A 14,673-nucleotide genomic window follows, 5' to 3' on the forward strand; every position below is an offset into this window, starting at 1 on the left:
ACCCTCTATTTTATTATGGGTTTATTCTACACCTATATTTTAAGTTTCCACTAATGAAAGGTATGAAAGACTATATTTCCAAAATGGAAATTCGGTATTATTGAATAGAAAAATAATGAAAGCTAAACGAATAAACAACAGAGCTCTGTAAGTACAAATCTAGTCATTTATCTTGAAACACAAACGGGTCAAAACAAAAAACCCACATAACTGGTCATGAGACCGTTAATGTGAGCTTTGTTATTTATAGTTCACGCTATAGAGAAAGAGACGAGAGACAGTATCTGTTAAAGGTGAGGGAGCACTTGTTTACGACCAACCCCCATCAATACCTTTAAAGGTCCTTGCGGAGTGTCAATTGAGAACGGTGTTGATACTTCAACAACAGAGAAACCAGCAGCACCTAGAACATTTTTTGAACGCTCTAGACTGATGCCATAATCTTCATCGTCGTTTTCAAGGTGCCAATCCCAGTGAACAAAAATGCCATCGTTTTCGAGCAACGTATAAATCAAACTGACAGTGTCTTGTAAATTCGGAATAAAACCACATACCGAAGACGCTACGACTACATCAAATTGATTTCTGAAGGCTGGATGCTGCGCCGCAAGCCCGCGCGATAGAATATCGACAACAGCTTCAACATTGGTTAGCTCTTTTTTATCTAGCTCTTCGATCATCCCTTCAGAGATATCAAGCGCGATGACCTCTTTTGCAAAAGGAGATATTTTTTGGCTGAGTAGTCCTGTACCACAACCAAAATCAAGGACACGGGTTCCGTTCAAATCAACGAGCTGTGTCAACTGGTCAAATACGGACTGTGCGAATACTACAGTTGCGGGATCTTTATCCCAGTCAGGTGCGTACTCGTCCCATTGTTTCGCCATCATGGCCTCCATCTTTACTTCTTGTAGGTTCGGAACACGCACAGAATAAACCAAATTAGCCAATTCGTCATAGAGTTATCATGCAAAGATGGACTATTTCTAAGATAGTCAGCACAATATTCAGATAATATGTGCCTACTCCCGCTCAATATGGAAATGAAATGAACCTTTCTCAAGTCCAAGCCTTTTGTTCTGTTGCTGATTTAGGATCCGTCTCTGAAGCTGCACGTCAGTTAGAATGCAACCGAACTAAACTTAGCATGTCGATTAAAGCCTTAGAGAAAGAGTTAGATATCGAACTGTTTGTGCGCAGCGGAAACCACGTTGAGCTTTCTGAAGCAGGCAAAGCCATCTATAAAGATTGCGAAGGCATTTTGGTGACGGTAGCTCGCATTAAGCAAACTTGTCTCTATGTATCAGGTGAATTCAATGCGGAGATATGGATCGCTCGCGACGATTCATTACCCGATGCAATGTGGCAGGACTTATCACATGCACTCAACAAGAAGTATCCTTCCACCTCATTCAACTTCGTTCTTGCATCGAGTGGTGACTTAGCCAACCTAGTCGAAACCCAGCAAGTCGATTTCGCGTTTGGTGTCGATTACGAGCGTGTTGATGATCCAAGAATAATCTACAACCCACTTGGTAAGATTAGAATGATGTCTGTATGTAAAAAAGGACACGACCTGAGTGTGATGCGACGTGTATCTGATGAAGTGTTGAGAAATTCGATGCAAGTAACAATGGTTTATCTCAATGAAAAAGATAACCCTGAGCTTGAGCCCTTCTCGCGTCGCCACATCGGCTTTTCTAGCTTCGACTTTATGTTGGATACTATTCTACGTGAAAACGCTTGGGGCGTATTGCCTGAACCATTGATTCGCCACTTACTTCGTGAACAAGAGTTGGCTGTTATTAAGCATACTTACGGTCTAACGCAAGAAGATTACTGTATGTTTACAGCTGCGGGAATGGCTGAGCATCCAGGTATGAGTTGGTTAGCGGATCAAATCAGTGATTATCTATTTGATTTCTAGGCTACCAGGTTTTTTTCTATCTCAATACGTAAAATTATACGACAGCTAACACGCCCTCTCCTTAGAAAACCATAACGTGATCAACCATGTAACGTCCATCTTCTTCAACCAGTACCATTTCGGCGACAAACTCGCCTTTAGCAATGGTATACGCTTGCTTCCAAACAAAGGCGATGGAATCAGATCGTCTGAATAGCGCAACTGGCTCACGTTCAGCAAAAAATCCGTTGCTGTGCTGATAATAGCGACACACCTTTTCCAGATATTCAGGCGTAACAATATCCTTCATCCTCTGCGTAAAATCTCGGCTGTGCTGTGCATGATCAATTTTTGTTGAGCCCTCCATCAGGTTATCCATAATTGGTTTAGCAATGCCCCATAATTCACTATCGCTAAGATTGTCAAACTTCATATTTACCCATTCCTTTGAAATTCATACCATTTCGTTAAAGCTTGAACAATTTATTGATCGCACTATAACCCTGAGCCTTTATTGGAGTATCGCTTAATTTTCTAGAGCTATACAACATTTGCCAACGATATGTTTTATTAACCATAAATGTTCCCATTTCAGTTGTACTGAATCATCAACAAACACTCATCGTCAATATAATTGGCACCACAAATCAACATTAACTATTTGAATTTTAATGATTTATAATTAAAGATTAGATAAAAACTGTCAACTTCACTATATAAGGTTTGTAAAGTTAGCTCAATATCAGAACAATGAGGCTATTAAAAACATCTGGAAAATTTTATGTGTGACAGGAAAAGCCAAAACGAAAATCGAGTACTATTATTCTCAGCCCTTTTAGCATCAGGCTTCGCTATTGGCGGATTGGTGTTGGGTCTTATCGTTGGCTCTCTGGTCATAGTCTTTGACGGTGTCTATTCTCTTATAAGCTTACTGTTAACTTTATTGTCACTAGCTGCTTCAAAATACATTAATCGCCCTTCAGATAGAGAGTTCCCGTTCGGTCGAGCTATCATAGAACCGATTGTTATTGCGATAAAAGCCCTAGTCATTCTGCTTGTGGTTAGTTACTCACTTTACTCTGCGATTGGTGCCCTTATGACGGGTGGCCGTGAAGTTGATACTTCTATCGCAACTCTGTTCGGTATTGTCAATGTATTAGGTTGTGGTTACGCTTGGTGGTACATCACCAATAAGAGCAAAACTATCTCTTCCGGCCTGATTCAAGCCGAGTCAAAACAATGGCAAATGGATACATTGTTGAGTGTGGCTGTAACCGCGGGGTTCGTAGTTGCTTGGCTAGTTACTTTTTCTCCACTGTCAGCATATGCGGCTTATGCCGACCCAGTGATGATGTTGATCATGTCTTTCTACTTCATCAAAGTCCCGTTTGACATGTTGCGCGAAGCAATGCGTGAACTTCTAATGATGTCGGCAACCAAAGACATTTGTGATGCGGTGGATAAGAATGTTGTCGAGGTAAACAAAGAAGCGGATCAAAATTTAGAACTGATGGGGGTGACTAAAGTTGGCCCAGAACTCAGAATTAACGTTGATATTCATACCAACGACCAACAAGCAATTGCGTTCGATGATATTGAACGAACGCGCCGCAAACTTAAGCGACGCTTATCTAAGATGCCTTATGAGCTTCAATTGAACCTCAATGTCGCGAGTTAAGCTTTTACCTAACAAATGAGGACAAACCTCACGTACAAAGTGAAATCAGATTAAAGGGAAGATTGAACCTCTTTAGAAGCCGACACCTTTGATGTCGGCTTTTCTCTGGTTACCCACCAGCAAGCGAGCGAACCAATCGTCACCATACACACGCCCTGCCAAAACGTGATGCTCAATGACAAACCGAGAATCACGGAAGACAGTAAGGTAGAGAAGATTGGCGTAAAATACGACATGGTCGCCAGAAACATCATATTGCCACCTAATATTGCTGTATTCCAAAGTGCGTAACCTGCTCCCATACAAGCCCCAGCAAGCACTAAGTCAATCGCCGCACTCGTTGTCATTACCATGCCGGTTTCATCACTCAGTGCATATTTAATCCACAGGGTGACCGCGGTAGCGATAAAGAAAAACACAATCGCATTTTGACCTTTAGCAACCCGTTGGGTGTAATTGCAATACACAGCCCAAATAATTGCTCCGAAAAATGCCATTGAATAGGTTTTAGGATTCGTCGCAATATTAGCCGCGATTTGGTCGACCGAAAGCCCCTGATCGCCGCTGATGCTCCAAGCCACGCCAAAAAATGCCAAGAAGATACTTGGATAAACTAACCAGTTGATCTTTTTATCGCTCAACAATACCGCAAACAACACTGTCAATGCTGGCCAGAGGTAATTGATCACCGCCATTTCTAAGGCTTGATGTCGATTGTTTGCCATTCCCAAAGCCAAAGCCAAGAAGATCTCGTAGCAAACAAATAAAGCACCGCCTATCAACAAGTATGACTTAGAAAAGCGCGACGGCTTAGGTAGTCCCATAACACAAACCAACAACAGGGAGCTCACCGTATAAAGACTGGCTGCGCCACCAATGGGCCCCAGTTGTTCTGAAACGCTACGAGACAGTGCAATTAAGCAGCTCCAAAGTAAAATGGCAGTAATACCGTAGCAGCTATAGCGATGAGATTTCAGCACACCTCTTCCTTATATTCATTGCCTTGGTTCTTCAGGGCCAAGCATCAGGGCCGACTGTGCTTCAACGCTGCAATCTATGCTTTAAGCTAGATGATAAACCAGTAGAAAAATTAACCGAGCACATGCTGGTACTCGGTTGTCGATAATTAACTCATAAAGTCAAAACTAGCAGGCGGTTATGCTAGTAGAAGCGTTTGTAGGTCAGCCAGAGAGCGAACCTGATAGTGAGGGTTAATCCCCGCAGGTGTCGCTTTCTCTTGGCTATTCAGCCAACAAGTCTCAATACCAAAATCCAAACCACCCAAAATATCAGAGTGTGGGTTGTCCCCTATCATCAATATCCGTTGCTTCGATGGCAATCCGATCAGCTTATGTGCATGTTCAAAAATTTCGGCGTCTGGTTTTGCGACACCAACTTCTTCAGAAATGATCACATGGTCAAAATAGCCTGTCATTCCTGTTCGCTCTAAACGGATCGATTGTAGCTCTGTGAAGCCATTAGTGATTATGCCCATATTCACTTTGCCTTTTAACGACTCCATCAACTCTTTGGCACCAGGAAGCAGAGAACAAATGTCCGCCATTGCGGCTAAAAATGCACTGTTTAACGCTGTCGTTGTTGTCTCTAACTTTGCCGCCCAGTTTTCAAAACGCGCATGCTTCAGTTGAGCTGCCGTGATACGACCATCTTGGTAATCTACCCATAATGGTAAATTAACCTCTTGATAAACTGAATAATCCTGTTCGCTAAAGTCAACACCAAAACGGGAAAACATCAACTTCATCCCTTGAAAAGCATCAAAGTGAAACAAGGTTTCATCCGCATCAAAGAATATCCAATCGTACTTCATTTTATGTCCTCTTACTCGCACTGTTTTGTCGTTGTTTTTATCGTTGCCTCAAAGGGCGGGTCATCACTTTACTCTCAATTTTGTGAGTCTGTATATAAATCTAATAATTTATAGAAAACAAGTCGCAAGTCATGATATATCGCAAATTCTGCCACATATTAAACCAATACCATACAATAAAAATCCATTTAAGTACCGGGAGGTACTATGAAGCACTTCTTGCCATCATCCGTAATGCTTACTCCTTTTGTGGTCAAACACTACGATGAAGAACCAAATAAAAATGAAAATCCAGAAACAGAGCATAAGAACAGTTCAAACCAATGTAAAACGAGTTTGACATCTTCTAAAGCAGACGAATCAAACTAATGATACTCATTTGTTAGCCACTCAATTGACCATCACCTCAACATATTCTTCTTAATTTAGTTTTTTCTGTTGATAGTAAACTCACATAAAACCATAAAAACGATTGTCATATGCATCAAATTTAATACATAATCACAAAGTGGTAGTTCGGGGTCAAGCTTATCTAAGATCGAAGGTTTTCCTAATATTACCAACAACATAGAACAAATAAAAAACTATAATTAACGGAGTTTCCCAATGTCTAGCGCGTTTTACATCCCTACAATAAACTTCATGGGTACCGGCTGTTTGAAAGATGCTGCTGATAGCATTCAGTCTCAAGGCTTCAAAAAAGGTCTGATCGTTACGGATAAGATTCTTAACCAAATTGGCGTGGTAAAGCAGGTACAAGAGCTTCTTAGTCAACGTAGCGTTGACGCAGTTGTCTTCGATGGCACCCAACCAAACCCAACCATTACTAACGTTAATGACGGTCTTGAGCTACTTACAGACAATGATTGTGACTTTGTTGTTTCTCTCGGAGGTGGCTCTCCTCATGATTGCGCAAAAGGTATTGCTCTTATCGCATCTAATGGTGGCAAAATCTCAGATTACGAAGGTGTTGATCAGTCTGAAAAACCAATGATGCCATTAATTGCTATCAATACCACAGCAGGTACTGCATCTGAAATGACACGCTTCTGCATCATCACTGATGAAGAGCGTCACATTAAGATGGCTATCGTAGATAAGCACACAACGCCGCTTATCTCAGTAAACGATCCTGAACTGATGCTTGCTAAACCAGCATCACTAACGGCTGCAACTGGTATGGACGCGTTAACACACGCAATCGAAGCCTACGTTTCTATCGCAGCAACGCCAATCACAGACGCAGTAGCCATTAAAGCTATTGAGCTTGTGCAAGCGAACCTAAGAACAGCCGTAACGCACGGCGAAAACATTGACGCTCGTGAGCAAATGGCTTATGCACAGTTTATGGCAGGAATGGCATTCAACAACGCTTCTCTTGGCTATGTTCACGCAATGGCGCATCAATTGGGTGGTTTCTATGACCTTCCACACGGTGTATGTAACGCTATCTTGCTTCCACACGTTCAACGCTACAACGCGCAAGCTTGTCCAGAGCGTCTACGTGACGTTGCGAAAGCAATGGGCGTAAATGTTGAAGGAATGTCACCGGAGCAAGGCGCAGAAGCAGCAATTAACGCAATTGTTCAATTGGCGAATGATGTAAATATCCCAACAGGCATCGCACAGTTAGGCGCAAAACTAGAAGACATTCCAACTCTGTCAGACAACGCACTGAAAGACGCTTGTGGTTTCACTAACCCTAAACAAGCCACGCACGAAGAAATTTCAGCGATCTTCGAAGCCGCGATGTAATCTAGCTACACGTCACTTGTTCTAAAAACAGGTCAAAACAAACACAAACGGGCTCACCTTCTGAGCTCGTTTTCTTTTATCAGTCGTATCACATCAAGCCTGCGCCTCCGGCACCGTCGAATTAGATACTAGATAGACACTACGACGTAAAAAAGCACATCATACGATGTGCTTTTCAGTTCAATTAAGGCGTAGACTACAATCTTAACCTTTGTAGTTTCTTACTCGCACCGCTTCTGCTTCACGTTTATCGACAACCGTCTTACCGATTGGCGCCAGTGAGATAACCGCTAACTTTAAATGCTGGATAGCAAACGGAATACCGATGATCGTAATGAAGCACGCCACTGCTGACATGATGTGACCCATCGCAAGCCAGATTCCCGCAAATAAAAACCAAATGATATTCCCAATCACACCTAACGGACTCGTGCCTATATCCATCTCATTAGTCAGTTCATCACGCGAAATCGCTTCTTGTCCGAATGGGAAGAAAGAGAAGTTTCCCATTACAAAACACGCTCTGCCCCAAGGGATACCAACAATGGTGAGGAATGCAAGTAGCCCAAAGAACCACCAAGCCAGTCCCATAAATACACCACCAAACAGAAACCAAATGATGTTTCCTATTGTTCTCATTCTGTATTCTCCAAATTTTTTTATGCGTTTATTTCATATGCCGAGTGAGGCAATGTCTATTGTAATAAGTTCATTATTATTGAGCCTTTATGAACCACTCATGAATCACCTACACTTTATATTTTTGACGCGCACCAAGGAACTCCATAACCATATAGGTATCAACTATTTTATTTGATACCATAAATATACAACTAGAACCTTCTGTTAAACAGCGCACCACGCTAATTCATCCATGGCGTACCCAGCAGTGCAAACACTACAACTAATTTAAGGCCTAATTTATGAATAACCCTAAGCAACCTAAAAAGAAAATGAAAAACTGGGTGCCTATCGTCTTTTTCGCACTTCTGAGTACAGTTCCTGTGTTCATGTTTTTAGTCGACGTGTACATCAACCAGTATATGTAACAGAATCTGCCATCCCATCTGAGTAACAATGGATACAATAATTATGTGCTGTATTCACCTCAACTAACTGACAGTTGTTCTCGTTTAAAAACAAAAAAGGCGACAGTAATAACTGTCGCCTTTCTATTAAGCTTTTCTAAGTTAGCTTCCTAACTCAAAATTATTCCCAATCTAGGATTACTTTACCTGACATACCAGAACGCATCATGTCGAAGCCTTTCTGGAAGTCGTCCACTTTGTAGTGGTGAGTAATGATCGGTGTTAGATCTAGGCCAGACTGGATTAGTGAAGCCATCTTGTACCAAGTTTCGAACATCTCACGACCGTAGATACCTTTGATAACCAAGCCTTTGAAAATTACTTGGTTCCAGTCTACTGCCATATCTGATGGTGGAATACCTAGTAGAGAGATCTTACCGCCGTGGTTCATGTTAGTCAGCATGCTGTTGAACGCAGATGGGTTACCAGACATTTCTAGGCCTACGTCGAAACCTTCAGTCATGCCAAGATCAGCCATTACGTCTTCAAGCTTCTCTTCCATCACGTTTACTGCGCGCGTTACACCCATCTTCTTAGCAAGATCTAGGCGGTACTCGTTTACATCAGTGATTACAACGTGACGAGCACCAACGTGCTTAGCAACAGCTGCAGCCATGATGCCGATTGGGCCAGCACCCGTAATTAGCACATCTTCGCCTACTAGGTCGAAAGAAAGCGCTGTGTGTACTGCGTTGCCAAACGGGTCAAAGATTGATGCTAGATCGTCAGAGATTTCTGCAGGGATCTTAAATGCGTTGAACGCAGGGATCACCAGGAACTCAGAGAATGCACCAGTGCGGTTCACACCAACACCTGTTGTGTTACGACAAAGGTGAGTACGGCCGCCACGACAGTTACGACAGTGACCACATGTGATGTGACCTTCGCCAGATACACGGTCGCCGATTTCAAAACCACGAACTTCTTGGCCGATGCCAACAACTTCACCCACGTATTCGTGACCTACTACCATAGGTACTGGAATTGTGTTTTGTGACCACTCATCCCAGTTGTAGATATGTACGTCAGTACCACAAATTGCAGTTTTCTTAATACGGATAAGAAGATCATTATGACCCATTTCAGGTTTTTCAACCTCGGTCATCCAAATGCCTTCTTCAGGCTTAAGCTTAGAAAGTGCTTTAATTTTCATAATGTTACCTAGTTCATCTCGCCTAACTGTAAGGCGAGAATCAAAAATCTATATGTTCTATTGGGTGTTGCTCTATCTAATTAAAGGATGCCGTGGCACCCCTTTAAAATTAGATGATGCCCATGTCTTTACCAACTTGGATGAACGCATCAATTGCGCGGTCTAGTTGCTCACGAGAATGTGCAGCAGACATTTGCGTACGGATACGAGCTTGGCCTTTTGGTACTACAGGGAAAGAGAAACCTACAACGTAGATGCCTTTCTCTAGTGCGCGCTCTGCGAACTCAGCCGCTACTTTTGCATCACCAAGCATGATTGGGATGATTGCGTGATCTGCACCGCCCATAGTGAAGCCAGCTTCTTCCATGCGAGTACGGAAGTGAGCAGAGTTTTCCCATAGTTGAGTACGTAGGTCGCCAGATTCCGCTAGGAGATCTAGAACGCGAATAGACGCCGATACGATTGCAGGTGCAACAGAGTTCGAGAATAGGTATGGACGAGAACGCTGACGTAGCCAGTCGATCACTTCTTTCTTACCAGAAGTGTAACCGCCTGAAGCACCGCCCATTGCTTTACCAAGTGTGCCAGTGATGATGTCGATACGGTCTACAACGTTGTGGAACTCGTGAGTACCCGCGCCGTTTTCGCCCATGAAGCCCACAGCGTGAGAATCATCAACCATTACTAGTGCTTCGTACTTGTCAGCAAGATCACAGATAGCAGGAAGGTTAGCCACTACGCCGTCCATTGAGAACACACCGTCAGTTACGATTAGTGTGTGACGAGCGCCCGCTTCTTTAGCAGCGATAAGTTGCTGCTCTAGCTCTTCCATGTTGTTGTTCGAGTAACGGAAACGCATTGCTTTACATAGACGAACACCATCGATGATAGATGCGTGGTTTAGTGCGTCAGAGATAATTGCGTCTTCTTTACCTAGAATCGTTTCGAACAAACCAGCGTTTGCATCAAAACAAGATGTGTAAAGGATAGTGTCTTCTTTACCTAGGAACGTAGAAAGCTTTTGCTCTAGTTCTTTGTGAGAATCTTGAGTACCACAGATGAAACGTACTGAAGCCATACCAAAACCGTGCTGATCCATACCATCTTTAGCCGCTTCGATAAGAGCTGGGTGGTTAGCAAGACCTAAGTAGTTGTTTGCACAGAAGTTTAATACTTCTTCACCAGTCGAGATAGAAACCGCTGCTTTTTGTGCAGAAGTAATAATGCGCTCAGACTTGTAAAGACCTTCTTCTTTAACTTCTTCGATTTGAGTTTGAATCTGTTGGTAAAATGCAGAAGACATTGTCTCATTCCTTCCTAGTTATTATTCAGCAGCATCGCGCGCCGCATTATGTAGGGATATAAATGATCTCAACACGATCATTTACACTGTAAAACTTATGCCTATATTCTAGTTGAACATCCCCGATCCGATTATCCCTTTAGTTGGAAAAACATTAATGAATCACAGGCATCAATCATTGTTCATCCCAGTGACACAGGGCACATTAACGCCCTTAACTTGCTCTTTTAAACGCCAAATCTCCTTTAATTTCCCTCTAATTTCGCTTTCATCTCAAAACGATATAGTGATGATTCTCCGCTGCTCTCAGAATTTGCGGCCGTTACGCCGCTATGCAAATGAGCAGATAAGCAGATAAGCAGATAAGCAGATAAGCAGATAAGCAGATAAGCAGATAAGCTTCAAACACATCAATCTATCAGAGCAATCACGCTAAGCAATTAATGAAATTGATTCACAAATCCAAGCAAATCGCTCACAATCACTTTACGCTCATCGCCGAAACTCGTGGATACTTATGGTCAACCCTAAACTCATCGCCCTACTTCCAGATCTCGCCTCATTCATTTTAGTGGTAAATGAAGGGAGCTTTACTGCGGCAGCAAAACAGTTAGGGGTAACACCTTCAGCCTTGAGTAAACTCATCACTCGCTTGGAAAAAGCACTGTCGGTGAAACTGTTTGAACGAACCACTCGTACCCTTATCATCACCCAAGCAGGTCAGTTGGTATACGATCAGAGCGTGGTGATGATCAACGCGGCGCAACAAGCCGTTGAGCTTTCAACCTCCGACCATACTGAACCTGCGGGCTCTATAACGGTAGCAGCGCCTGAGGCGTTCTTAAACTCAGTGCTACAGCCTTTTGTTGTTCCATTCTTAAGTCAATATCCAGAGATCCAGCTCAAGTTAAGAGCGGCTGATGGCGACATTGATATTTTACGTCAAGGTATCGACATCGCTTTCCGCCTGACCGATAAGCCCGACGAAAGCTTAGTATTGAAAGAGTTAGGAAAAACAAACCTCGTGTTGTGTGCAAGCCCTGACTATTTAGATGCCAAGGGGATTCCTCACCACCCTACCGAGCTGTCTGAACACGACTGTTTGTATCTTGCAGAGACAGACAAAGACCACATTTGGGATTTTCTCAAAGATGACGAATTTTACACAGTACCCGTCAGTGGGCGTTACGCGATAAACCACTCGCAGATGCGACTTAAAGGCGTGAAAGAAGGTCTAGGTGTAGGTATTTTCCATGACTTCGTGATTCAAGATGCGTTGTCTGAAGGCTCTGTTGTGCAAGTGCTAGAAGATTGGACCATCAAGAGTAACTACCATGGTGCTATCGCGATGCAGTTTGCTCAAACCAAGTACATGCCCGCTCGACTGCGTGTATTCATTGATTACGCCATGGAGCACTTAGGTGACAAGTTGGCAGGAGAAATAAACTGATGCTGAAAGGAATACACCACGCGGCCATAATCTGTTCAGACTACGACGCGTCGAAACACTTTTACACTGAGATTTTGAAACTCGAGATAATTGCTGAAAACTATCGTGAGGCTCGCCAGTCGTACAAGCTTGATTTAGCGCTACCTAATGGTGCTCAGATAGAACTATTCAGCTTCCCTAACGCGCCAGAAAGACCTAGCTTTCCAGAAGCCCAAGGGCTGAGACATTTAGCCTTTTGTGTGGATGACGTTCAACACGTCAAAAGCTATTTGGAAGGACAAGGAATCGAAGTCGAACCGATCCGAATTGATGAATTTACAGGCAAAGCATTTACCTTTTTTGCCGATCCTGACGGGCTTCCGTTAGAGCTCTATGAAATCTAAAGCTTTATCAAATATAGAGTTGTATCAAGTCTAATATCTTCTTAGTAAACAGAGCATGTCATCTGATTAATGAAACTGACCTCCTCAACAAGAAGGTCAGTTTGTGTATCAATTAACTCAATGCCGTCTTGAATTTCTCGACACGTGAAAACAATAACCAATCCAATAGCATTGCTGCCACGATAGTCGCTCCCGCCAGTGGAAACAGTATTGAAATAACTATCACGGTCACTAAGCCTGCTTTCCAAAGCCCTGCATCACCGAACTTCGGTGGCGTACCAAGCTTTCTTTGACCGGAAGGTCTACGCATCCACCACATCACACCGCCAGTCACTGACACCACGATGAACGCCAAGCAAAACAAGGCATTTAGAAGCTTATTGATGATGCTGATGTCACCTTGATGCAATGAAATACCCACAGCTAACGTCTTGGCAATGAAGTTATAATCTTGCCATGTCACCTCACCCAGAATACGACCTGAGTATTGGTCGAGGTGTGTCGTACGATCCTGCGTTGGATCGATGATGTCACCGCCCATAGTGTTGGCTGTGACCGTGTAAACACCTGTTTCTGAACGCGGGAAATTCACCTTGTATTGAGTGAAACCAAGTGAGTGCGCTTTTTGGATAACATCATCAATCCCGAAACTGCTTGCTGACATCACATGTTGAGAGTGGTCTTCGCCCATCTTAGAGTGATCATGAGGTTCAGATGCCTCTTCCACGTGATGTACATGTTCTGCAGGCTTACCTTGAGACAACGGCAGCGGTGTTTGTTCTAGATTCCATGGAAGTTCTTCCTCTGAGCCATGGTTAAGCGATGTGTGCGTCTTATCAGACAGCGGAATATCATCCCACATTTGAGCAGGGAAAGTGCTCCATGCTTGAACTAATTTACCGCCCCAGAAGCCTGTCCAAGCTAATCCTGAGAGAATAAACAGCAGTAGGATGAGAGATAACGTGCCACCGATGTTTGCATGTAAATCACGCAAAAGCACGCGTGGGCCAGATGAAACTCTCAGTTTGAGAAATCCAGCACGGCTCGCGTTGTCTCGTGGCAGCCACAAGTAGATACCGCTGACAAGAAGCAGAATCGATAAGCTGATTGCGACTTCAATGAGGTAATCCCCCCAATCGCCAATCAATAATGTGCCATGAATATCATTCGCGAGTTCGTAGAGGCTTTCACTACGTGGGACTTCACCAACGACTTCGCCAGTGTATTGATTCACAGTGGCGAAAACGGAAGTGCCATCTTCAAGCGATACAGAAAATCGGTTCGCCAAATCCGGCGTTTTGCTCGGAGCAAACTGCGTCACCGAACCTTGTGGGTATTGAAGTTGTACTGCCGTTAGCTGTTGTGAAACCTTGACAGGTTCGCCCGATACAACAAGCTCAATCGCATCGTGATGGAAAGCGAGTTCGATTTCATCATCAAACAGCATCACCAAGCCAGTAATGCTCAACATTAACATAAACGGGATAACAAACAGCCCAGCATAGAAGTGCCAGCGCCAGGTTAGAAAATAGAGGATTTTATGCCGTTCTTTGCTTTTTATATTGGTTTCCGAACCGGTTGTTGCACTGCTTTTAGATTGCGAAGTTGCTTGTGCTTTCGCAGAGGTTTGAGATTCATTTCTCAACATTATGATTTCCTTTGACATACACAAACTTACCTTCTGAAAAATCAGAAAGTAACTTGAGCATGGTTAACTTTACTTAATACTTTATTTTTTAATTATTTTGGTGAGTTAGGTTTAAGCAAGATCAAAGGGAGGGCCACGTGGAGCTTGCCTCGTGTAGCGTTCACTTAGAGCCAAAAAAGCGTAGCTGTCTGAGACAATAAAACTCAATCGAGTTGTCAGTAGTGTAGTTGGAAGTTCGTCTTGGTGAAACGTGGAAAAATGGCTAAAGGGACACGGCTTACCTTTGTGAGTATTGGGTTCACCCTCTTCAATTTGAACCAGTTCAAAGCCGTTGACCGTACATAACGACGCCCATACTCCCGCACTATTACCATGAGCATTGATAACAGGCATTAGTGTTACTAACACCCAGCTTAATGCTGTGGCAAGTAACATTGGGAAGTTAAACGAGGTTCGGCGCATTATTCCTAATCTTTAT

General features: G+C 43.2%; 15 protein-coding genes. 6 read left to right on the top strand and 9 right to left on the bottom strand.

The window, feature by feature from the left end:
- Positions 1–287: 287 nt before the first annotated feature.
- Positions 288–887 carry a class I SAM-dependent DNA methyltransferase gene (locus OCV24_RS20420; RefSeq protein WP_046223954.1) on the bottom strand — a complete coding sequence of 200 codons (600 nt, stop codon included), beginning with the start codon at positions 885–887 and terminating at the stop codon, positions 288–290.
- A 161-nt stretch (positions 888–1,048) separates the two neighbouring features.
- Here OCV24_RS20420 and OCV24_RS20425 point away from each other — a divergent pair, with 161 nt between their 5' ends.
- Complete coding sequence (locus tag OCV24_RS20425) at positions 1,049–1,927, top strand: LysR family transcriptional regulator (protein WP_017058536.1); 879 nt, start codon at positions 1,049–1,051, stop codon at positions 1,925–1,927.
- A 61-nt stretch (positions 1,928–1,988) separates the two neighbouring features.
- Here OCV24_RS20425 and OCV24_RS20430 read toward each other — a convergent pair whose 3' ends face one another.
- Positions 1,989–2,339 (bottom strand): hypothetical protein, encoded by a 351-nt coding sequence (locus OCV24_RS20430; RefSeq protein WP_017058537.1) that lies wholly within the window; start codon positions 2,337–2,339, stop codon positions 1,989–1,991.
- 348 nt (positions 2,340–2,687) lie between these two features.
- On the opposite strand from OCV24_RS20430, the gene OCV24_RS20435 reads away from it, so the two are divergent.
- Positions 2,688–3,584: a cation diffusion facilitator family transporter gene (locus tag OCV24_RS20435; RefSeq protein WP_077681594.1), complete on the top strand. Its 897-nt coding sequence runs from the start codon at positions 2,688–2,690 to the stop codon at positions 3,582–3,584.
- Between the two features lie 50 nt (positions 3,585–3,634).
- On the opposite strand, the gene yddG is transcribed toward OCV24_RS20435, so the two are convergent.
- Together yddG and yjjG are read right to left on the bottom strand one after the other, a co-directional pair.
- Complete coding sequence (gene yddG, locus OCV24_RS20440) at positions 3,635–4,564, bottom strand: aromatic amino acid DMT transporter YddG (RefSeq protein WP_017058539.1); 930 nt, start codon at positions 4,562–4,564, stop codon at positions 3,635–3,637.
- Between the two features lie 176 nt (positions 4,565–4,740).
- The gene (yjjG, locus tag OCV24_RS20445) at positions 4,741–5,415 is read right to left on the bottom strand and encodes a pyrimidine 5'-nucleotidase (protein ID WP_150878925.1); all 675 of its coding nucleotides are present in this window, start codon (positions 5,413–5,415) and stop codon (positions 4,741–4,743) included.
- Positions 5,416–5,622: 207 nt separating this feature from the next.
- Between yjjG and OCV24_RS20450 the strand changes: the two genes are divergently transcribed.
- Entirely contained in the window at positions 5,623–5,784 is a 162-nt protein-coding gene (locus OCV24_RS20450) for a hypothetical protein (protein WP_017058541.1), read from the top strand.
- Between the two features lie 237 nt (positions 5,785–6,021).
- Positions 6,022–7,170, top strand: a complete 1,149-nt coding sequence (gene yiaY / locus OCV24_RS20455) for an L-threonine dehydrogenase (RefSeq protein ID WP_077681596.1) — start codon at positions 6,022–6,024, stop codon at positions 7,168–7,170.
- A 204-nt stretch (positions 7,171–7,374) separates the two neighbouring features.
- On the opposite strand, the gene OCV24_RS20460 is transcribed toward yiaY, so the two are convergent.
- The 3 genes from OCV24_RS20460 to OCV24_RS20470 all read right to left on the bottom strand — a co-directional run bounded on the left by OCV24_RS20460 (position 7,375) and on the right by OCV24_RS20470 (position 10,714).
- A complete protein-coding gene (locus OCV24_RS20460) occupies positions 7,375–7,809 on the bottom strand; it encodes a YccF domain-containing protein (RefSeq protein ID WP_017058543.1) in 435 nt (144 codons plus the stop codon).
- A 570-nt stretch (positions 7,810–8,379) separates the two neighbouring features.
- Complete coding sequence (tdh, locus tag OCV24_RS20465) at positions 8,380–9,411, bottom strand: L-threonine 3-dehydrogenase (protein WP_017058545.1); 1,032 nt, start codon at positions 9,409–9,411, stop codon at positions 8,380–8,382.
- Between the two features lie 109 nt (positions 9,412–9,520).
- Positions 9,521–10,714: a glycine C-acetyltransferase gene (locus OCV24_RS20470; protein ID WP_017058546.1), complete on the bottom strand. Its 1,194-nt coding sequence runs from the start codon at positions 10,712–10,714 to the stop codon at positions 9,521–9,523.
- Positions 10,715–11,231: 517 nt separating this feature from the next.
- Here OCV24_RS20470 and OCV24_RS20475 point away from each other — a divergent pair.
- Both OCV24_RS20475 and gloA2 read left to right on the top strand, forming a co-directional pair.
- Positions 11,232–12,164 carry a LysR family transcriptional regulator gene (locus OCV24_RS20475; RefSeq protein ID WP_150878923.1) on the top strand — a complete coding sequence of 311 codons (933 nt, stop codon included), beginning with the start codon at positions 11,232–11,234 and terminating at the stop codon, positions 12,162–12,164.
- The gene (gloA2, locus tag OCV24_RS20480; protein WP_046223968.1) at positions 12,164–12,547 is read left to right on the top strand and encodes an SMU1112c/YaeR family gloxylase I-like metalloprotein; all 384 of its coding nucleotides are present in this window, start codon (positions 12,164–12,166) and stop codon (positions 12,545–12,547) included. Before OCV24_RS20475 ends, gloA2 begins: the two co-directional genes overlap by 1 nt.
- A gap of 112 nt (positions 12,548–12,659) precedes the next feature.
- Here the strand turns inward: gloA2 and OCV24_RS20485 are convergent, their stop codons facing one another.
- Both OCV24_RS20485 and OCV24_RS20490 read right to left on the bottom strand, forming a co-directional pair.
- Positions 12,660–14,195, bottom strand: coding sequence for a PepSY-associated TM helix domain-containing protein (locus OCV24_RS20485; protein ID WP_136998239.1), 1,536 nt, complete (start codon positions 14,193–14,195; stop codon positions 12,660–12,662).
- Between the two features lie 111 nt (positions 14,196–14,306).
- Positions 14,307–14,657, bottom strand: coding sequence for a hypothetical protein (locus OCV24_RS20490; RefSeq protein ID WP_077681600.1), 351 nt, complete (start codon positions 14,655–14,657; stop codon positions 14,307–14,309).
- Between the last annotated feature and the right edge of the window lie 16 nt (positions 14,658–14,673).

This window comes from Vibrio kanaloae (assembly GCF_024347535.1).
In the GTDB taxonomy this organism is placed as follows: domain Bacteria; phylum Pseudomonadota; class Gammaproteobacteria; order Enterobacterales; family Vibrionaceae; genus Vibrio; species Vibrio kanaloae.